Below are 20134 nucleotides of genomic sequence, written 5' to 3' on the forward strand. Positions count from 1 at the left end.
GTCACGTGACAGCGTCCAGCAGTTCCGACCAGCAGCTGCGGCTGCTCGCCGTCCACGCCCACCCGGATGATGAGTCCAGCAAGGGTGCAGCAACCATGGCGATGTACGCCGCCGCAGGCGTGGACGTCATGGTCGCCACGTGCACGGACGGATCACGTGGAGACATCCAGAACCCCGCCATGGAGGATGCCCCGCATCCCAAGCGTGACATGGCCGGTGCGCGCCGGCTGGAAATGGCCAACGCGGCAGCGGTGCTGGGAATCAAACAGCGCTGGCTCGGATTCGTGGACTCAGGCCTGCCGGAAGGAGATCCCCTCCCGCCGCTGCCGCCGGGATGCTTCGCGTTGCAGCCGCTGGAGCGGGCTTCAGCTCCACTTGTGCGCCTGGTTCGTCAGTTCAAGCCGCACGTCATCCTCAGCTACGACGAAAACGGCGGTTATCCGCATCCGGACCACATCATGGCCCATAAGGTGGCGGTTGAAGCTTATGAAGCCGCGGGCGATCCCGAACGCTATCCCGGCATGGGCGAGCCGTGGGCCCCGGACAAGCTCTACTACGACCGTGCTTTCAGCCCCGCACGTTTCCGTGCCCTCCATTTCGCGTTGGAGGAAGCAGGGCTGCAGTCTCCGTACGCCGAGCGGCTGGCGGCGTGGTTGGAGGCCGACGCCGAGGGACACACGCCACCCGCCGGCGGTCACCAGACCACAACCCAGATCGACTGCGGCGACTACTTCGAGGTCCGCGACGACGCCCTGCGGGCCCACCGCACCCAGATCGACCCTTTGGGCTTCTTCTTTGCCGTATCGCCGGAGCTGCAGCGGACCACATGGCCTTGGGAGGACTACACCCTGATCAAGTCCCGTGTGCCTTCCGAGCTGCCGGAAAAGGATCTCTTCGCAGGGATAAGATAAGAACGCCGGTAGTTTCTATCGTTCGTAGAAATTACCGGATGGCCCATCAGCATCCCGGTTACGCTTTGCCGGCCGGCGCGCACCAGTTCCCATAGAAGGTTTGACCGTGCACCACTTGATTCTCGCCCTGACCGTCACTCCGTCGCCCGATCCCACGGGCACGCTGCGGCCCGGCCTGTCCGAGGATCAGGTGACGCCGGGCACGTGGGGTTTCGTCCTCACGGCCTTCATCGTGATCCTCACTACCTTCCTGATCGTGGACATGGTCCGGAGGATCCGACGCGTCCGCTATCGCGCACAGGTAGAGGAAGCCCGTCTGGCTGCTGAAGCGGGTGAGCCGTCCGCGGACGGGAATCCGGCACAAAGCGGCGGTCCCACTGACGAGATCGGCAATGGCGGCCCCGGAGCCCGCTAAAACGGGCGGAACCGGCTGTCCCGGGGCAAGCGATGCCTTGGGTTCGGAACCCTCTGCCTATCTCCGGCAACACGCGGGCAATCCCGTCCACTGCCGTCCGTTCGGGGATGACGGCTTGGCGTTTGCCGCTGCCGGGTTGCGGCCGCCGTCGCCGGTCCTGGCTCGCGGCATCGCCGCGAACTGTGCGGCGCGTTGCTGACGTCGCCCGCCCAGGGGTGGTGGTCGCCCATCAAACGTACGACGACGCGTCGGCGGCCCCCGGAGTGACGTCCCGTTGCTGCCTCCATGGCTGGGGCGCGGCTGGCGGCCATGGCTGTGGGCGGTGAACCCGTCTTTCCGGGCTAGCGTTTGTCCGGGCTAGCTCAGGACGGCCATCATGATGGCGATGAAGTGCGCGGCGAAGGCCAGCACGGTGAAGGCGTGGAACAGTTCGTGGAAACCAAAGTTCCGGGCGCTGAAGTTTGGCTTCTTGAGGGCGTAGAACACTGCGCCGGCAATGTACAGGGCGCCGCCGACGCATATGAGGATGGCTGCGGCGGCATTCGCGGCGAAAAACTGCGGCAGGTAGAACAGGGCCCCGCAACCGAGGGCGATGTAAACCGGGACGTAGAGCCAGCGCGGAGCATGGGTCCACAGAATCCGGAACAAGACGCCGACGATCGCCCCGGACCACACAAGCCATAGCAAGGTGACAGCTTCAGAGCGTTCCAGCAGGGACCATGCCAGGGGCGTGTAGCTCCCGGCGATCACCAGCATGATGTTGGTATGGTCCAGCCGTTTGAGGAGCATGCGGACCTTAGGGGACCAGTTTCCCCGGTGGTACACGGCGCTGACGCCAAACAGCAGGAAACCGGTCAGGGCATAGATGGTGGACGTGACTTTGCGGTCCGGAGTGGGAGCAACCGTCACCAGGACTATCCCTGCTGCAAGTGCAAAAGGAGCGGCAACTGCGTGGATCCATCCACGCCAGAGGGGCTTGGTTTCGAGGAGCTCAGCCATGCTCCAAGAATAACCTACGTTTCGGTAAGTTACTTCTGGGTAACAAGTGTTGGGCGGTTTTTGACTGTCCACTGCACCGCCCCGGCAGCTCGGGAAGGTAGCCTTGGATGTGCGTCGTCGTACAAGCAAGGAAGTCAGGTGAGAGTCCGGTGGAGCTGCCCGGTTTCCTCTATGGCTTCTACGAGCGCAAACTCCTGCGCTCACTCAAGCAGGACCAGATCCCACGGCACATCGGCGTCATGGTGGACGGCAACCGGCGCTGGGCGCGCCAGTTCAATGCCCCCACCAGCCAAGGACACCAGGCCGGCGCAGACAAAATCCACGAATTTCTGGGATGGTGCCAGGAACTGGGCGTCAAGGTCGTCACGCTCTACATGCTCTCCACGGACAACATGAACCGCTCCGGTGAGGAACTGGACCTGCTCATGGGCATCATCGCCAACACCATGGACCGGCTCGACGAAGACGAAGACGTGTCTGTTCATGCCATGGGAGCACCGGAACTTTTGCCGGACTACCTGGCTGATCGGCTGAACAAACTCACGTCCCGGACGCCGGTCCACGAAAAGATCCACGTCAACGTCGCAGTCGGCTACGGTGGCCGCCGCGAAATTGTCGACGCCGTTAGGGAACTCCTGCACGACGCCGCCTCCAAAGGACGCACCATGACCGAGGTGGCAGATGAACTTTCAGTGGACGACATCTCCCGGTTCCTCTACACCCGGGGCCAACCCGATCCGGACCTGGTAATCCGCACTTCAGGCGAGCAGCGGCTCTCCGGATTCCTCATGTGGCAAAGCGCTTACAGCGAGTTCTACTTCTGCGAAGCCCTGTGGCCCGCCTTCCGCAAGGTCGATTTCCTCCGTGCGCTCAGGGATTATGCCGGGCGGCAGCGCCGCTACGGAACCTAGCCCAGGCGCGGTTCACCGAAAATTAACGAGCCCGACATGCGACTTGCCGACGACGGATTGCGGAAATGAATGTGTCGGGGATTACGTTAATCCCATCAGCAGGCAAAACCGCCCGCTGATCGGGGAGGCCAGTATATGGAGCGGAACATCGCACCAGTTACATGGGAGGCCACGCCCGGCCTTCCGGCCGAGCCGCTTCACCATTAGGCCGGGCGACCGCCCGGGGCTGGAGTCGATGTGGCTATTTCTGAGCAACTGCCCGCAATGGTTTCCGACGGGGAAAGTGCAGCTACCTTTCGCGCCAAGCGGGTCCCACAAAAAGCGCGGGCAACAGCGTCCGCCACGGGCCGCAGCTATGTGATCGATACATCCGTCCTGCTTTCCGATCCCCACGCACTCCTGCGGTTCGCAGAACATGAGGTCATAGTTCCCATCGTGGTCATCAGTGAACTCGAGGGAAAGCGCCACGATCCGGAACTTGGCTACTTCGCCAGGAAAGCCCTGCGTCTCCTCGACGACCTCAGGATCGAACACGGCGGACTGGACCGGGCGATTCCCCTGGGAAACGACGGCGGGCTGCTCAGGGTGGAAATGAACCACATTTCCCCGGACGTGCTTCCTGCGGGCTTCCGCGGTGGCGACAACGACAGCCGGATCCTGGCCGTGGCCAAGAACCTGGCCAACGAGGGCCACAACGTCACGGTGGTCTCCAAAGACCTCCCCATGCGGGTCAAGGCGTCCGCCATGGGACTCCAGGCGGACGAGTACCGCAACGAACTCGTCAAGGACTCCGGCTGGACCGGCATGGCGGAAATAGAAGCCAACGACGACGAAATCACCACGCTCTACGGCCATGAACCTGTCTTCATTCCCGCAGCCGCCGAACTCCCCGTGAACACCGGACTGGTGCTTCTGTCGAACAGGGGATCCGCTCTGGGTCGCGTGGGAGCCGACAAGCAGGTCCGTCTGGTCAAGGGCGACCGGGACGTCTTTGGCCTCCACGGACGCTCCGCCGAACAGCGGCTGGCCATCGACATGCTCATGGACCCTTCCGTGGGCATCGTGTCCATCGGCGGACGGGCCGGCACAGGCAAGTCCGCGCTCGCCCTCTGCGCAGGCCTTGAAGCCGTACTGGAGCGCCGTGAGCACCGGAAGGTGGTCGTCTTCCGGCCCCTGTACGCAGTGGGCGGCCAGGAGCTCGGCTACCTTCCCGGATCCGAGTCCGAAAAAATGAACCCGTGGGCCCAGGCCGTGTTCGATACCCTCGGCGCGTTGGTCAGCCAGGAAGTCGTGGAAGAAGTCATGGACCGCGGCATGCTGGAAGTCCTGCCCCTGACCCACATCCGCGGGCGTTCGCTGCACGACGCCTTCGTCATCGTGGATGAAGCCCAGTCGCTCGAAAAGAACGTCCTGCTGACCGTCATGAGCCGCATCGGTCAAAACTCCAAGATCGTCCTCACCCACGATGTTGCCCAGCGCGACAACCTGCGCGTGGGACGGCACGACGGCGTTGCCGCCGTCGTGGAGACCCTCAAGGGACATCCGCTGTTCGGGCACATCACGCTGACCCGGTCCGAGCGTTCGCCGATTGCTGCCCTTGTTACGGAATTGCTGGAGGGCGCCGAGATCTAAGCATCTCCTTGGAACGTGGTGTCCAGGGCCGTGGTCCGGTTCGCCGGGCCACGGCCCTTCGCCGTCGCTTAGACACGACGCAGGTGCAGGTGCAGTTACAGCTTCAGGTAGTTCTTTAGTTCTTCGTGGCCCTGGACTTTGAGGGTCCAGTCGGGGCGTTTGAAGGTGGTGGGGGTGAGACGGACTCTTTGGACTTCTTCGATTTTTTCTCCCCAGCCGTCCCGGGAGATGCCGTTGAGTTCGTAGCCGAGGCTGGTGGAGACGCCCAGGGATTGTTGGTTCCACGACGCTGCTTCGGATTCGGCCACTTCGGCGCCAAGGTAATCGAAGGCGTAGCTGACGACGGCGGCGCGCATCTCCTTGCCGACGCCCTGGCCCTGCGCGGACTGCTTGAGCCAGGAACCCGTGCTTACTGTTTTGAGCGTCGCGAAGTTCTTGGCACCGAGGTCCTGTACGCCGAGGAATTCGTCGTCGCGCCAGACCGCCAGGAGGAGGGTCCAGGAATCCTTGGTGAAGTTTCCGCGGCACCGCCAGTACCACTGGGCCATGTTCGGTGCCAGCTCGTCCGCCGGCATTTCAGCCCACGGCGTGCTGAAGGGGCTCTTGCCGGGTTCGTGGATACCTGAGCGGGCCGCGTCCACAGCGGCGGGGATGTCGTCGTCGAGAATCGGACGGACGGTCAGCCTCGGGGTGGTGAGAATGAGTCCGAACGGGGGCCAGATGTCTGCCAGCGATGTCATCGCCGTAGCTTAGCCCGAAAAGGCGGCGCGGTCAGGCGGCCGGGCCGATGTCCCACGGAATGTGCCGCCGGACGTCCGTGAGGTTCATGGACTCCGCCAGGAACAGGTCATCGAGCATGTACTCGTCGACACCCAGGATCTTCAGCCAGTGGCCCGTACCGGAAGTGTCGCCATCCAGGCTCTGGCTGGCCACGCAGACCCCTGTTCCGGTGTCGATCCTGATCAGCGTCCGGCCGGGATGGACCAAAGGCTGGGCGGGATCGGAAGGAACGTAGGTCCGGCTGGGCCTAACGATGGTTTCCAGGGCAGGACGGCCCTCGTGGTCCACTTCCATGGGGGGTTCGAGGAAGACGCGGTTGGTGTCCGGGAATTCGATGGGAACCGGCGCGTTGCCGGCCAACTCCACTGGATCCAAGGCTGCAGCCAGGCGGCCATTGCCGAAGGACGGCTCACCGTACGCCGCCTCGGGACGCCTGCGCACCAGCCCGGCGTCGTCGTAGACAGGGGTTACCAGATGCGCCGGCAGCAGCCAGGACCGTCGCGTGGAGCTGACGTACAGGTCATCCCGGGAGTCGTTGATGCCGGTGGTGCTGTGGAGCAATTGACCGTCAGCCGTCTCAAGGCGGAGGGCCCCCGGGCGCCGCAGCCAGGCACGGACAATATTGGCGCCACTGCCGGGCCGCTCAAGATATTCAAATCGCAGGGTGGTCCACTTCCATGGCGAAGAACGGCATAGATTCCGGAATGTGGAGGACAAGTCAAAGCCCGGTTCGTCTGCACTGTAGCGCCCCATATCCACAGTTTACCCAAGCGTTCAAACGGGTCGGACGAGCAAAACGGGGTAGCATCCGAGGGTGATCCGACGACTCTCCGAGCTCTGGACAGCCAGCCCGCTGGGTTTTTGGCTGGTGGCGGCAGCCTGCCTGTATTTCGTGGTGATGGCTGTCCGGCTCACGGTCATCGACGTCCGCAGCCACTTGCTGCCCAACCGGATTGTGCTTCCGTCCTACGGTGTGGCCGGAGTGCTGTTGCTCGGTGCCGCGATCGCGGCGTCGCTCCCCGGTACCCCTACGCGAGGGGCAGCATCCGCCACTCTGTTGGGGGTGCCCGGGCTGGCGGTTCTGGCCGGCGGCGCGGCCCTCTGGTTCTTCTATTTCGTGCTGCGGTTCATCCATCCACCAGGGATGGGCTTTGGCGACGTGAAGCTGGCCGGGGTGCTGGGCCTCTACCTGGGCTATTTGGGTTGGAGCCACATCTTTGCCGGAACCTTTGCGGCCTTCCTCCTGGGAGGGCTGTGGAGCTTGTTCATCCTTGCCGCACGGCGGGGAACGCTGCGTTCGGCCATTCCGTTCGGTCCTTTCATGCTGGCCGGAGCAGCTGTTGCGATGGTGCTGCTGCCCGCATGAGGCTAGCCTGTCTGCAAGGCTGCAAACCGCGCCGGGACCGACCATTCTTGTGAGGAACGCTGAACCATGGGTGCCCCGGATTTTGTGCTCAGACTGCGGGAGAAGATCGGCCATGACCCCCTCTGGCTGCCGGCCGTCAGGGGAGTGGTCTTCGACGACGAAGGCAGGGTGCTGCTGGGCCAGCGGGCCGACAACGGGCACTGGGCCCTCATCACCGGAATGCTCGAACCGGGCGAACACCCCGCCCCAGGGCTGGTGCGCGAGATCTTCGAGGAGACTGCGGTGGTGGCGGAAACGGAACGGATTGTCGGCGTCGGCGTTGTAGGTCCCGTGACCTTTCCGAACGGCGACGTGTGCGACTTCCTGGACATCACCTTCCGGTGCAGGTACGTCTCGGGAGACGCCAGGGTCAATGACGACGAATCACTGGCCGTGGGCTGGTTCGCCTTGGATGATCTTCCGGAGATGAGCGCCGGCAACCTTGAAGCCATCAGGCTTGCCACGGAGCCCGAAGGCCCCGTGGCTTACCAAATGGAGGATTAGTGCTGTTGGCTTCCGGCGTCGGCTGTCGGGCGATCCGTCCTGAGGTCGTCCTCGTCCGGCGCCGTCTGCGTGGTTTCACGGCGCTCAGCCTCAAGCCTGTCAGCCTCCGCGCCCCCGATTGCTTCACCACGGGCCACCATGCCGGCGGTGTCGGAGAGTGGGATCTGCTTCAGCGTGATGGCCAAAACCAGGGCGATGGCGATGAACGGCACCAGGTACCAGAACACTGGAGCCAAGGAATTGGCGTACGCGTTCACAATCGCATCCCGCAACTGCTCAGGCAGCTGCGGCAGGGCTTGGGGATCAAGCGTGCTGGTGGACTGCGAAGCCTGCTCCGCAGAAGCGCCGGCACCGGTGAATGCCTCCCTGAGTGATTCAGCCAGGCGGTTGGTGAAGATGGAACCGAACACGGCGACACCCAGTGATGCACCGACCTCGCGGAAGTAGTTGTTGGTGCTGGTTGCCGTGCCGATCTGGTCCGCCGGAACGGAGTTCTGCACCACCAGGACGATGACCTGCATGATCAGCCCCAGGCCGGCTCCGAAGATGAACAGCTGCACGCAGATGACCCAGATCGGGGTTGCTGCCGTCAGGGTGGTCAGCCACAGCATGGCCGCAATGGTCAACGCCGCACCCAGGATCGGGAACATCTTGTACTTGCCGGTCTTGGAAATACGGATACCGGAGTAGATGGACGTGCCCATCAGGCCAACCATCATCGGCAGCATGAGCAGCCCGGATTCGGCTGCTGAAGTACCGGAGGACATCTGCAGGAAGGTGGGAACGAACGCGATGGCAGCGAACATGCCCAGGCCGAGCGTGAAGCCGATGGCGGTCGCGTTGATGAAGATCGGGTTTTTGAACAGGCTCAGCGGAATGATGGGGTCCTCGGCGCGCCGTTCAACCATGACGAAGGCAAAAGCGGCCAGCACCATGCCGGCGCCAAAGGCCCAGGTGAGGGGTGAATCCCAGCCTTCGTCCTTCTTGCCGCCGAAGTCGGTGAAGAAGATAAGGCAGGTGGTGGCGGCAGAGAGGAAGATGACTCCCAGGATGTCGATCTTCTTTTCGGCCTTTTTGTTGGGAAGCGTCAAGGTGAACCATGCGGTGATAAAGGCCGCGATTCCGATGGGGATGTTGATGTAGAACGCCCATTCCCACGTGAGGTGGTCCACGAAGAAGCCGCCCAGCAGCGGTCCGGCGACGGCGGAGAGACCGAAGATGGCGCCCAGCGGACCCATGTACTTGCCGCGCTCCTTGGCGGGAACGATGTCGGCGATGATGGCCTGCGAGAGGATCATCAGGCCGCCGCCGCCCAGACCCTGGATGGCGCGGAAGATCACGAAGCCCCAGAAGTCGGTGGCGAAAGCGCAGCCCACCGAAGCGAGGGTAAACAGGGCGATGGCAACCAGGAACAGGTTGCGCCGGCCCAGGATGTCACCGAACTTGCCGTAGATGGGCATGACGATCGTGGTGGCCAGGAGATAGGCCGTGGTGATCCAGGCCTGGTGCTCGACACCGCCGAGCTTTCCCACGATGGTGGGCATGGCGGTGGAAACGATGGTTTGGTCGAGGCTGGACAGGAGCATGCCTGCGATCAGCGCCGAGAAGATGATCCAGATCCGTTTCTGGGTCAGCAGCAGTGGTTCTGCCGCCTTCGAGAGTGTACTCATGCGGGGTCCTTCGGTGTCTGTGCAGGAGTGGTGTCCAGCGGTTGCGATAAGAGTTTCCGGGCTGCGGCAAGGTTCTGGTCCAGGAGCTCGCGGTAAGGCCGCGTGTTGTCCTCCGAGAAGAACTGATGGGATGTCTTCTTGGAAACAGCGCCGAACACGGCCGAGGCCATGATGATCTCCGGATGTCCGGGGGAGAGGCCCTCACGGGCGGCGATCAGTTCCATGAACTGCCGCTCCCTGGCCTCGCCTTCAAGGGTCATGCGGCCCAGGAGCTGGGGCTCGGCCTTGATGGCAGCAATCAGTTGCTGGATCTCGGTACGGCTGATGGTGGAACGCTCCACGATGTCCACGGTGAGGTGGTACAGGGCAGCGAGCAACGTGGCGGAGATGCCGTCTGGCAGCCGTTCAGGATCCCGGTTGAAGTTATCCAGCGAATCCTGGGGCAGGTCATCGGAGAACGCTCCGATGACTGCGTCTTCCTTGGAGTGGAAGTAGTTGAAGAAGGTCCGGCGGGAGATGCCCGCCTCTTCGCACACCTCTTCCACAGTGTAGCCATTCAGGCCGCGTTCGGCGGTCAGGGTTCGTGCGAATGCCGTGATGGCCAGCCGCGTGGCGGCGCGCTTGCGCTCGCGGAGGCCGCCGTCGATATTTGCACTATTACTCACAAAGTAAAGTTTTGCACTTTACGCTGTAGGGTGCAAAATCTCGCTCGGAGGTTTTGTACAGCTGATGCCGCTAAGGAGGTTTCTTGAGGGCACCTGGTGTACAAAAACTCCCGGGTACGACGACGGCCGGTACCTCTCGTGCGAAAGGTACCGGCCGTCGTCGTGCTTTGGGTTTAAGCCAAGGGTCAGGCCTTGTGGGCCGGCGACGTCATGGTGGTGACGTCCAAAGCCTTGTCGAGGTCGGCCTCGGAGACCTTGCCTTCGCCTTCGCCAACGAAGCCGAGCTGCTGGGTAGCCTGGCGGATGGTCAGGCCCTCCTTGACGGCGGTCTTGGCGATCTTGGCGGCGTTTTCGTAGCCGATGTACTTGTTCAGCGGCGTCACGATCGAGGGGGAGGCCTCGGCCAGGAACCGGGCGCGCTCGACGTTGGCGGTGATGCCGTCGATCATCTTGTCGGCCATGACGCGGCTGGTGTTGGCCAGCAGGCGGATGGACTCGAGGAGGTTGGCGGCCATGACGGGGATGCCGACGTTGAGTTCGAAGGCGCCGTTGGTGCCGGACCAGGCGATGGCGGTGTCGTTGCCGATGACCTGGGCGCACACCATGATGGACGCTTCGCAGATGACCGGGTTGACCTTGCCGGGCATGATCGAGGAGCCGGGCTGGAGGTCCGGAAGGGCGATTTCGCCCAGGCCCGTGTTGGGGCCCGAGCCCATCCAGCGGAGGTCGTTGTTGATCTTCATGAAGGAGATCGCGATGTTGCGCAGCTGGCTGGAGCCCTCGATCAGGCCGTCGCGGTTCGCCTGTGCCTCAAAGTGGTCGCGGGCTTCGGTCAGCGGGAGGCCGGTGTCGGCTGCGAGGAGTTCGATGACGCGCTCCGGGAAGCCTGCCGGGGTGTTGATGCCGGTACCAACAGCGGTACCGCCCAGGGGGACCTCGGCTACGCGGGGGAGAGCGGCGTTGATGCGCTCGATGCCGTAGCGCACCTGCGCTGCGTAACCGCCGAATTCCTGGCCAAGCATGACCGGGGTCGCATCCATGAGGTGCGTACGGCCGGACTTGACGACGTCCTTGAACTCCACGGCCTTGCGGTCCAGGGAAGCTGCCAGGTACTCAAGGGCCGGGATCAGGTCATTGATCAGGGCCGAGGTGGCGGCTACGTGGACGGAAGTCGGGAAGACGTCGTTGGAGGACTGGGAAGCGTTGACGTGGTCGTTGGGGTGGACCACCTTGTCGCTGCCGGCGGCCGAGAGGGCGCGGGAAGCCAGTTCCGCGATGACCTCGTTGGTGTTCATGTTGGACGAGGTACCCGAGCCGGTCTGGAAAACGTCGATCGGGAAGTCGCCGTCGTACTTGCCCGTTGCAACCTCATCGGCAGCTGCGGCGATGGCCTCGGCGAGCTCGCCATCGAGCACCCCCAGTTCGGCGTTCGCCAGTGCGGCGGCCTTCTTGACCCGGGCAAGGGCTTCAATGTGTGTGCGCTCGAGCGTTTTGCCGGAGATGGGGAAGTTCTCCACAGCACGCTGCGTCTGGGCGCGGTACAGGGCGTTCACGGGGACGCGAACTTCGCCCATCGTGTCATGTTCAATACGGAACTCAGTGGTGGAAGTCATGGGGCTAGCTTATGGCGATCCGACGCCTCACAGAAAACCCGGAGGAGAGTGCTACGTGCTCCGGCGTTGCCGCCGGAGCACGTCCTCTTAGAGCTTGCCGATCCCGGAAACGAGGGCCGCGCGGCCCTCATCGAGCTTGTACGACAGGCCGATGACGGCGACGCGGCCGTCGTCGATGGCGTCGGAAATCACACGGGAGCTGTCAGCCAGGCGTGCGGCGGTCTGCTTCACGTGCTCCACCACCATGTCGTTGACGTCTTCCTGCTCGTTGCGCTTGGCAGTCAGGACGGAGGGGGTGATGCGTTCGACGAGGTCCCGGATGAAGCCCGCAGGCATCTCACCGGTCTCGACAGCTGCCTTGGTGGCCTTCACCGCACCACAGCTGTCGTGGCCGAGGATGACGATCAACGGAACCCGGAGTTGGCTGATGCTGTATTCCAGGGAACCGAGGACGGCATCGTCAATCACCTGGCCGGCGGTCCGCACGACAAAAGCATCACCAAGGCCGAGGTCGAAAATGATCTCTGCAGCGAGCCGGGAATCGGAACAACCGAAGATGACGGCGAAGGGGTTTTGGTCCTCGATGAGGGACGAGCGACGGGCGGCATCCTGGTTGGGGTGCAGGGATTCGCCGGAGACAAAGCGTTCGTTGCCCTCGCGGAGACGGCGCCACGCCAGGGCTGGAGTCAGGTAAGTAGGCACGAACCTTACTTTACGACGCAGAGGCAGCAGTCAGTGAAACTGTTGCGCGCCAATCGGTCAGGCGGACGGGGCAGCTGAGGCCGAAGGTGCGGTGCTCTGGTCCGCTGACTTGACGACGGCGGTGGCCAACGTCGCGAATTCCTCGAGGCTTGCCGTGCCGCTCAGGATGATGGTGGTGCCCTTGTAGTCCAGGACCATGCTGCGCTTTTCCTTGCCCGAATCGCGCAGTTCCCACTCCTGCCCGCCGGCGTTGCGCGTGCCGGTGACCGGGAGGTTGCCCGTCTGCTGCAATACCCAGGTGGGATTGGCCTTATTGGTCTGGGTGAGGCCGATGAAAGCTTCCTTGGGAGTCAGGAAACCGACCTCCCAAGTGGGCACGCCTGTCCCGCTGCCCGATTCCCACCGCGCGTAATTCGGGGTAAATGTGTCGCCGGTATCGGGAGTGACAGGTGTGAATCCCGCCACACCTTCGGCGTTCCTGGCGATGGAGGAGACATCGATGGGAGGCCTGAAGCCGTCGCCCTTCGGAGCCGGATTCATCAGGACGATGGGGAGGAAAGCCAGCACGCAGACCAAAAGGGCAATGACCATGCCAATCACGGACGCGTTGGCCCGTTTGGCAGCTTTCGCCGCGATGACGGGCTTGAAGGGGGCATCCGGGGCACTGGTTGGCTCAGCCGCGGCAGCATCCGGTTGGTTGCCGGCAGCGGGCTTGTCCTGCGTTTCACTCACCCTTCCATGATCCCTTATCGGGGCAGGGAACACACATCGGGCAACCTCACCGCCGGTATTGCGGCCGGTGGTCATTCAACCACCCGGAGTGGACGTGGCGACTATGATCGTTGGTAGAGGAACCCCGGGTTGCCCCGCGCAACCATGTCCGGTCCCGTGAATCGTCACTCGAAGAAGAGGTTCAAGTGTCTCCTGCACCAATGACCCAGCAGTATTCCACGATTTCGCCGTCGCTCGCCGTCGGCATCGACGAACCCGACCGCAACCTTGCGCTTGAACTCGTCCGCGTCACCGAAGCCGCGGCAATTGCCGGCGGCCACTGGGTAGGTTTCGGCGACAAGAACAAAGCCGACGGTGCCGCCGTCGACGCCATGCGTTCGTTCCTTCACACCGTCCACTTCAACGGCGTCGTGGTGATTGGTGAAGGCGAAAAAGACGAAGCCCCCATGCTGTTCAACGGCGAGCAGGTTGGTGACGGCACCGGTCCCGAGTGCGACGTCGCCGTCGATCCCATCGACGGAACCCGCCTCACCGCCCTGGGCATCAACAACGCCCTCGCAGTGCTGGCAGTCGCTGAGCGCGGCTCCATGTTCGACCCCTCCGCTGTTTTCTACATGGAGAAGCTCGTCACGGGTCCCGAGGCCGCCGACATGGTGGATCTGCGCCTGCCCGTCAAGCAGAACCTGCACCTCATCGCCAAGGCCAAGGGCGTCAAGGTCAACCAGCTCAACGTCATGATCCTTGACCGTGACCGCCACCGCCCGCTGGTTGAAGAAATCCGCGAAGCCGGCGCGCGCACCAAGTTCATCATGGATGGCGACGTCGCAGGCGCCATCGCAGCAGCCCGTACCGGCACCGGCGTCGACGCCCTCATGGGCATCGGCGGCACCCCGGAAGGCATCGTTGCAGCCTGCGCCATCAAGTCCCTCGGCGGCGTCATCCAGGGCCGCCTCTGGCCGACGTCGGACGACGAGAAGCAGAAGGCCATCGACGCCGGACACGACCTCGACCGCGTCCTGTCCACCAACGACCTCGTCACCTCGGACAACTGCTACTTCGCAGCCACCGGCATCACCGACGGCGACCTCCTGCACGGCGTCCGCTACCAGAAGGACCGCGTCCTGACCCAGTCCATCGTGATGCGCTCGAAGTCCGGCACCGTCCGCTTCGTTGATGCTGAGCACCACGCATCCAAGTGGGAGACGTACGCGCGCAAGGCGTAACCTCCGCAGCTCACAGAAGGACGGCGAGCATCGCTCGGCGGCTATCTCCTCGTACCTCGTCGATTTGATGCCGCTGTCGCGATACCCGCCGTCCTTCTCTGTGTCCGGCCGGCTTCCGCTTCGCGCTGTTGTGGGGTGTGCCGGGCGCGGGTGGAGCGGGGAAAGGCTTAGCGGAGTTTGTTGCGGAGCTTCCTGGCCAGCTGGTAGGCGCCGTAGCGGAGTTTGTTGACCGGGAGGTCCCAGGTGCCGGGGTAGGAGACTTCGCGGCCTCCGAAGGATTTCTTGAACGCCGTGAAGCCCGCCCATTTGTGGTCCGGCTGGTCCTCGGGTGCGACGCCCCAGAGGTCCACGTGCTTGAGACCCTTTTCCTTGGCGTCTGCCATGAGGGTTACCAGGAGGGGGATGCCTGCGCTGAGCTTGCGGTGCGTGTCATCGAGTGCCGCGTGCGCGTAGACCCGGGTATCTGCCGAATCGTAGGCGAAGGCGGCCGCGATGGGCTCACCTTCCAGTTCGGCGATGAACAAGGTTCCGGCCCCTGCAGGCAGCAATGACGCCGCCACCTGGGTCAGGTATTCATCGCTCTGCGGCTTGAAGCCATTCCGCGCCGCCGTCAGGTGGAGGAAGTGCAGCAGGATGGAGATGTTCGCCGGGTCCTGGGAGGTCCGGAACGTCACTCCCTTTTTGTGGATGTTCCGGTACAAGTTCCGGTTTGTTGGCTTCATGCCCGCGAGGACGTCCTTGAAATCCCCGTCCAGATCCACAATCCAGCTCAGTTCCGGCTGCTGGTTGACCGGCGCGGGCCGTAAGCCCCGCGCGCGGAGCAGGGGACCGGCGTCGGACGCGGTAAAACCTGCCGCAGCAGGTTCCATCCGGACGAAGACGGCGTGCTCCGCCTTGGCCAGCGCCACCAAAGCCGCCGTGGCGGCGTCGAATGCTTCGACGGAATCAGCCACCGGCCCATAGGGGGCATAGATGACTTTGCCGGCGGGGTTCTTCTCCTCAATTGCGAGGAAACTCCATCCGGGGCCGGTTTTTTCGTGGACGCGGCGCCCCAGGGAACGCTGGACTGCCGCCCATGCGGGCGTTTGGAGGAAGAATTCCACGGTTCAGTTCCCCAAGCCTGTCGTGACTGCGAAGGCAATGCTGGTGTCCGTCGCGCCCTGGACCGGGTGGACGTTGACCGGGGCTTCGACGTCGGGGATGAACGCTGCAGCGCCACGTCCAAGCTGGAGGTCGCTCTTGGGCGAGTCGAGAAGCACGGAGCCGGAAACAACCACGACGACGGCGGGCCCGGTCTGCGCCAGCGGCACCGGTGCTGCGTCAGGGCCGAGCTCGATGCGCTGGAGCTGGAACTCCTTGAACGGCGGGCGGTACAGCTCCTGTCCGAACTCCGTCCCGCTGGCCTCGACGCGTGGAACCCCGAGGGATTCGAAACGTACGGTCTTCAACAGTTCCGGAACGTCCACGTGCTTGGGCGTGAGTCCACCGCGAAGGACATTGTCCGAGGACGCCATGACCTCGACGCCCAGGCCGTGCAGATAGGCGTGGATGTTCCCCGCAGGGAGGTAGACCACTTCACCGGGTTCGAGGGACAAATGGTTCAGGAGCAGGGAGATGAGGACGCCGGGGTCTCCGGGGAAGGCTTCATTGATGTCCAGCATTGCGGTCAGCGCTTCCCGGTGCGGCTCCAGCGGTGCCCCGGCAGAAAGTACCGCGACTACCTCGTTAATGGCATCGGAGACGTCACTGCCGCCCTGGATGAGCCGGCTGAAGGCAGCCTTCAGCGCAGCGGAAGCATCAGCTTGCGCAAGGTCGGTGACGACGTCCGCGATAACCGAGGGAACGTCGATGGCGGCGGAGTCAAGGACGTGCGCCAGGTGTTCAAAGATGCCGCGGGAGTCAGCAGGGGAGCGGAAGCCGCACAACGCCTTGAAGGGCGTGAGGGCGAAGATCATTTCCGGCTTGTGGTTGTCATCGCGGTAGTTGCGTTCAGCGGCGTCGGGGGCGATCCCGGCGGCGTTCTCGCGGGCAAACCCTTCACGGGCCTGCTCCAGGCTCGGATGGACCTGGAGGGAAAGCGGCTTTTCGGCCGCCAGGAGCTTGGTGAGGAACGGCAGGCGGGGACCAAATCCGGCGAGGCTTTCGGAGCCAAGGAAGCGCTGCGGATCCGAGGCGATCAAGGCATCCAGGGGCTGGGTGACACCGTTGGGGTGAATGGCCGTCGAAGGGGAGTCCGGGTGGGCCCCGATCCACATTTCGGCCTCCGGGCCGCCCGAGGCCTGCCGGCCCAGCAGTCCGGCGATGGCCGTCGTCGAACCCCACGCATAGGGCCGCAAAACATTCTCAATCTGGTACACGAAAGAAAGTCCTTATCGTTGCGCTGGACGTGGGATGGAGCTCAAAGGGGGAATTTACAGTGGTGCGCACTGGCCGTTGGTGGCCACGAGGTCGCGGATGCCTTGCTCATCGCCCTGGGCTTTGAGGCCGTTCAACAACTCAATGGTGATCGGCGTGCCGTCGGGGGTTGTGGTCACCGGAGTGAAGTCCGCAGAGGGTGAAGGCAGTTGGCTTGCGGGCAGCAGGCCAGTAACCGGACCGGCGGCCATGACGGGCCCGGCGCCCGGACGGTCATGGGTCACGACGGCGTCACTTGCCTTGGGGCTGTTGGACGAGGCGAGGACTTCCTGGACCTTGGAGTGGATCAGGTCAAAGTCAGGCACCGTGGAGAACGATGCGTCGAAGTCCGGCGGCCCGATGGTGAGGCGTTTGACGGGCTGGTTCTTGGACTTCAAGGCGAGGTCCACAAAGCTGCCCAGCTGGTTGGACGAGATGTTGGAATCGACCACCTTGGTCCCGGCGTTGGCGATGTCCTCGAACTTGGTCAGGAGAGTGGCCGGGTCCAGCTGCTTGAGCATGGCCTGCTGCACGCATTGCTGGCGTGCAATGCGGGCGTAGTCGTCCACGAATTCGCGGGAGCGGCCGTACCAGAGGGCGTGGAAGCCGTCCAGATGCTGGTCGCCGGCAGGGATCCAGCCGTCGGGCATGCCATGGATTCCGTTGGCCTCATCGGTGACGGGGCCGCTGATGGGTACCCAACCGCCGGCCTTGATGCGGATGCCGCCCATGGCGTCGATGAGTTTGGCGAACCCATCCATATCCACCAGGACATAGGCTTGGACCGTGATACCGAGGGTTCCGGACACAGCTTCCAGGGTTGCCTGTGCGCCCGGATCCTGAACGCCCGGATACAGGTCCTGGTACTTGTTGGTCACCTCGGTGTTGACGGCGTTGATGAGGCACTCGTCGCCGCAGTTGTAGCCCTCGGGGTAGATCTTCCGCATGGGCGAACTCTCGCTGAACTGTGCGTTCTGGAGGTTGCGGGGGACTGAAATGATGGCGCTTTCGCCCGTTTTCGCATCGACGCTGATCACGGACAGGCTATCGGGACGGCGTCCCGTCCTGTCATCGCCGGCGTCGCCACCCATCATCAGGAAGTTGTAACGCCCGTCCACGGGATCGATCGCGGGACCGGCGTCGAAAATACTGCCGATTGCGTTGCGGCTGACGTTCAGGACATAGGCAATGTAGCCCAGCGATCCGCTCGCCAGCACGGTGGAGATTGCCACCACGACGGCAATGATGGGACGCATGCCGGGTGCCAGGAGTGTCGGCCTGATGATCCGCAGGGTGTTGAGGAACAGGTAGGCCCATCCCAGGGCCAGCGCCACGAGGACCACGATAATGAACAGCGACCCCACGGGGTGGGTGACAATGCTCAGCAGCATGGTCCGGTTGGTGACTGCGATGACGATGGTTATCAGCGCCAGCGCCCACACCGTGAGCGTAACGCGCAGCGCGATGCGGCCAAGTTTGCGGTCGCCCGCAACGATTTGTGCGCTGCCGGGGACCAGGAGCGTGAGGAGGACCAGCACGAAGGCGCGTTTGGTCCGCACCGGCGCACTGGCGCCGGATGGATAGCGGACAGGATCAGTCAGGGCGGAACCGGGCTGATTCGTGTTCTTGTGCATGGTAGTCATCCGCTGCCTTCCTAGCGGGGGCTCCGGGCTGACGGGTTGGCAGGGGAGAAGACTTCCTCAACCTTGTGGCGAAGGTTCTCCCCTTTTTTGGTGGCCACATCGTTGAGTTCCTGGGCGAAAGCCAGGAGGTCGCCACGAAGCTTGGCGGCAAGTTCATCAGTACCGGAGGCCAGCATCCGCACGGCCAGGAGGCCGGCGTTGCGGGCCCCTGCAATCGACACCGTGGCGACGGGGACGCCGGCCGGCATCTGCACGATCGACAGCAAGGAGTCCATGCCGTCCAGTGTCTTGAGCGGAACCGGAACGCCGATTACCGGGAGGGGGGTCACCGAGGCGAGCATGCCCGGAAGGTGGGCCGCGCCGCCGGCTCCGGCAATGATGACGCGGAGACCGCGCTGGTGGGCGTTCTGTCCGTAGCTGATCATTTCCGTGGGCATACGGTGGGCCGAAACGACGTCCGCTTCAAAAGGTATGCCGAACTCGGCCAGGGCATCGGCCGCGGCCTCCATGACGGGCCAGTCGGAGTCCGAGCCCATGACGAGTCCTACCAGCGGGGCCTGCGGTGTTGTCGTCATACGGTCTCCTCCAGAGTGGGCTGCTCAGGCTTGCGGCCGTCGCGGATGATGTTGGCCACGGTGGTCGCGCGCTGGCGCACCGAGTCGACGTCGGAGGCAGAGGTGCCCACGAGGTTGACGTGACCGATCTTGCGGCCAGGGCGGACGGACTTGCCGTAGGAATGCACCTTGGCCGCGGGCTCATAGGCCAGCGCCTGCGGGAAGGCCTTGAAGAGGTCCTGGTTTTCGCCCCCGAGGAAGTTTTTCATCACCACTACCGGAGCGAGCGCATCGGTGGCGCCCAGCGGCAGGTCCAGAACTGCACGCAAGTGCTGTTCGAACTGGCTGGTGATGGAACCATCCTGGGTCCAGTGGCCGGTGTTGTGCGGACGCATGGCAAGTTCATTGATCAGGAAGCCCGCGCCGACGCCGGGAGTTTCGAACAGCTCTGCCGCCATCACGCCTGTGACGCCGAGCTCATTGGCGATGCGGAGCGCAGCTTCCTCGGCAGCGGCAGCTACTTCCACGGGAATGTTCTGTGCCGGGGCTATGACTTCGTCGCAGACTCCGTCCACCTGGATGGTGTGGACCACCGGCCAGGCCCGGGACTCGCCGCTGGGCGTGCGCGCCACCAGGGCTGAGAGTTCACGGCTGAACTCCACCTTCGCTTCGGCCAGCAGGGGGCTCATGGCCTGGAACCAATCGTTGGTCTCCAGGGCCTCCTGGGCGGAGTCGACAATTCTGACGCCCTTGCCGTCGTAGCCGCCACGAGGTGTCTTCAGCACTACGGGCCAGCCGATCCTGTCACCGAAGGCGACCAGTTCGTCAACCGTGTGCACGGCAGACCATTCGGGGTTGGGCAGGCCCAGGCGGTCAATGGCGGCCCGCATCACGAGCTTGTCCTGGGCGTTGACCAGGGCATCGGGGCCGGGCTGGACATTGACGCCTGCGTCCAACAGCGCCCTCAGGTGCCCGGTGGGGACGTGTTCGTGATCGAACGTCAGTACGTCCAGGCCTTTTGAGAACTCAAGGAGGGCCTCGAGGTCCTTGTAGTCGCCAATGGGGGCCGTGGCTACGGCAGCCACAGCCGAAACGTCCTCGCCTTCGGCCAAAACGCGGAGTTCAAAGCCCAGTGCGGTAGCGGGCGGAGCCATCATTCGTGCGAGTTGGCCGCCGCCAACAACGCCAATTACTGGAAAAGTCACAAGGTTCAGCCTACCGAACCGGCAGGGGGATCACTGATTCTGCCGCCCTTTTGGCGCCATTTATCGTCAGTTCCGGCCACTGTATTGGCGTTCTCACAGCGTACTCCCGGGCAGCGCTTGGAAATCGGCGCTAAAATGGTCGAGGCCCATCGGCCCACTTTCAACGGCCATGGAGG

20 protein-coding genes are annotated in these 20134 nt (G+C 63.7%); 7 read left to right on the forward strand and 13 right to left on the reverse strand.

Annotation, left to right across the window (positions count from 1 at the left end; genetic code table 11):
* Positions 1-5: 5 nt before the first annotated feature.
* Together mca and HMI60_RS10295 are read left to right on the forward strand one after the other, a co-directional pair.
* Positions 6-911, forward strand: a complete 906-nt coding sequence (mca, locus tag HMI60_RS10290) for a mycothiol conjugate amidase Mca (RefSeq protein WP_039240309.1) — start codon at positions 6-8, stop codon at positions 909-911.
* A 106-nt stretch (positions 912-1017) separates the two neighbouring features.
* On the forward strand, positions 1018-1326 hold the full coding sequence (locus tag HMI60_RS10295; protein WP_055975197.1) for a hypothetical protein: 309 nt from the start codon (positions 1018-1020) through the stop codon (positions 1324-1326).
* 357 nt (positions 1327-1683) lie between these two features.
* Here HMI60_RS10295 and HMI60_RS10300 read toward each other — a convergent pair whose 3' ends face one another.
* Positions 1684-2325 carry a hemolysin III family protein gene (locus HMI60_RS10300; protein WP_039240310.1) on the reverse strand — a complete coding sequence of 214 codons (642 nt, stop codon included), beginning with the start codon at positions 2323-2325 and terminating at the stop codon, positions 1684-1686.
* 107 nt (positions 2326-2432) lie between these two features.
* Here HMI60_RS10300 and HMI60_RS10305 point away from each other — a divergent pair, with 107 nt between their 5' ends.
* Together HMI60_RS10305 and HMI60_RS10310 are read left to right on the forward strand one after the other, a co-directional pair.
* A complete protein-coding gene (locus HMI60_RS10305; protein ID WP_051088482.1) occupies positions 2433-3236 on the forward strand; it encodes an isoprenyl transferase in 804 nt (267 codons plus the stop codon).
* A gap of 237 nt (positions 3237-3473) precedes the next feature.
* Positions 3474-4868 (forward strand): PhoH family protein, encoded by a 1395-nt coding sequence (locus HMI60_RS10310; RefSeq protein ID WP_227453513.1) that lies wholly within the window; start codon positions 3474-3476, stop codon positions 4866-4868.
* A 95-nt stretch (positions 4869-4963) separates the two neighbouring features.
* Here HMI60_RS10310 and HMI60_RS10315 read toward each other — a convergent pair whose 3' ends face one another.
* Together HMI60_RS10315 and HMI60_RS10320 are read right to left on the reverse strand one after the other, a co-directional pair.
* Positions 4964-5608, reverse strand: a complete 645-nt coding sequence (locus HMI60_RS10315; protein ID WP_018777298.1) for a GNAT family N-acetyltransferase — start codon at positions 5606-5608, stop codon at positions 4964-4966.
* Positions 5609-5639: 31 nt separating this feature from the next.
* Positions 5640-6401: a hypothetical protein gene (locus HMI60_RS10320; protein WP_193589591.1), complete on the reverse strand. Its 762-nt coding sequence runs from the start codon at positions 6399-6401 to the stop codon at positions 5640-5642.
* A 61-nt stretch (positions 6402-6462) separates the two neighbouring features.
* Between HMI60_RS10320 and HMI60_RS10325 the strand changes: the two genes are divergently transcribed.
* A complete protein-coding gene (locus tag HMI60_RS10325; protein ID WP_193589592.1) occupies positions 6463-7014 on the forward strand; it encodes an A24 family peptidase in 552 nt (183 codons plus the stop codon).
* A gap of 66 nt (positions 7015-7080) precedes the next feature.
* Positions 7081-7557 (forward strand): NUDIX domain-containing protein, encoded by a 477-nt coding sequence (locus HMI60_RS10330; protein WP_018777301.1) that lies wholly within the window; start codon positions 7081-7083, stop codon positions 7555-7557.
* On the opposite strand, the gene HMI60_RS10335 is transcribed toward HMI60_RS10330, so the two are convergent.
* The 5 genes from HMI60_RS10335 to HMI60_RS10355 form a co-directional block, all read right to left on the reverse strand.
* The gene (locus HMI60_RS10335; protein ID WP_193589593.1) at positions 7554-9227 is read right to left on the reverse strand and encodes an MDR family MFS transporter; all 1674 of its coding nucleotides are present in this window, start codon (positions 9225-9227) and stop codon (positions 7554-7556) included. The two genes, HMI60_RS10330 and HMI60_RS10335, sit on opposite strands and share 4 nt — an antisense overlap.
* Positions 9224-9892 (reverse strand): TetR/AcrR family transcriptional regulator, encoded by a 669-nt coding sequence (locus HMI60_RS10340; protein WP_193589594.1) that lies wholly within the window; start codon positions 9890-9892, stop codon positions 9224-9226. The genes HMI60_RS10335 and HMI60_RS10340 overlap by 4 nt, the downstream gene beginning before the upstream one ends.
* Before the next feature lie 185 nt (positions 9893-10077).
* Positions 10078-11505, reverse strand: a complete 1428-nt coding sequence (locus HMI60_RS10345) for a class II fumarate hydratase (protein ID WP_193589595.1) — start codon at positions 11503-11505, stop codon at positions 10078-10080.
* Between the two features lie 87 nt (positions 11506-11592).
* A complete protein-coding gene (locus HMI60_RS10350; protein WP_018777305.1) occupies positions 11593-12207 on the reverse strand; it encodes a carbonic anhydrase in 615 nt (204 codons plus the stop codon).
* Positions 12208-12264: 57 nt separating this feature from the next.
* The gene (locus tag HMI60_RS10355; RefSeq protein ID WP_039240321.1) at positions 12265-12939 is read right to left on the reverse strand and encodes a DUF4245 domain-containing protein; all 675 of its coding nucleotides are present in this window, start codon (positions 12937-12939) and stop codon (positions 12265-12267) included.
* 200 nt (positions 12940-13139) lie between these two features.
* Here HMI60_RS10355 and glpX point away from each other — a divergent pair, with 200 nt between their 5' ends.
* Positions 13140-14162, forward strand: a complete 1023-nt coding sequence (gene glpX, locus HMI60_RS10360) for a class II fructose-bisphosphatase (RefSeq protein WP_018777307.1) — start codon at positions 13140-13142, stop codon at positions 14160-14162.
* A 167-nt stretch (positions 14163-14329) separates the two neighbouring features.
* On the opposite strand, the gene HMI60_RS10365 is transcribed toward glpX, so the two are convergent.
* From HMI60_RS10365 to HMI60_RS10385, 5 genes are read right to left on the reverse strand one after another with little or no spacing between them, the layout of a single operon-like run.
* Entirely contained in the window at positions 14330-15265 is a 936-nt protein-coding gene (locus HMI60_RS10365) for a peptidoglycan bridge formation glycyltransferase FemA/FemB family protein (protein ID WP_193589596.1), read from the reverse strand.
* Positions 15266-15268: 3 nt separating this feature from the next.
* Positions 15269-16519 carry a mannose-6-phosphate isomerase, class I gene (gene manA, locus HMI60_RS10370; RefSeq protein WP_193589597.1) on the reverse strand — a complete coding sequence of 417 codons (1251 nt, stop codon included), beginning with the start codon at positions 16517-16519 and terminating at the stop codon, positions 15269-15271.
* Positions 16520-16573: 54 nt separating this feature from the next.
* On the reverse strand, positions 16574-18199 hold the full coding sequence (locus HMI60_RS10375) for an LCP family protein (protein WP_079581091.1): 1626 nt from the start codon (positions 18197-18199) through the stop codon (positions 16574-16576).
* Between the two features lie 11 nt (positions 18200-18210).
* Positions 18211-18774: a 5-(carboxyamino)imidazole ribonucleotide mutase gene (gene purE, locus HMI60_RS10380; RefSeq protein ID WP_018777311.1), complete on the reverse strand. Its 564-nt coding sequence runs from the start codon at positions 18772-18774 to the stop codon at positions 18211-18213.
* Positions 18771-19958 carry a 5-(carboxyamino)imidazole ribonucleotide synthase gene (locus HMI60_RS10385; RefSeq protein ID WP_079581090.1) on the reverse strand — a complete coding sequence of 396 codons (1188 nt, stop codon included), beginning with the start codon at positions 19956-19958 and terminating at the stop codon, positions 18771-18773. Before HMI60_RS10385 ends, purE begins: the two co-directional genes overlap by 4 nt.
* Positions 19959-20134 lie beyond the last annotated feature (176 nt).

This window comes from Paenarthrobacter sp. YJN-D (assembly GCF_015040335.1).
Taxonomy (GTDB): domain Bacteria; phylum Actinomycetota; class Actinomycetes; order Actinomycetales; family Micrococcaceae; genus Arthrobacter; species Arthrobacter nicotinovorans.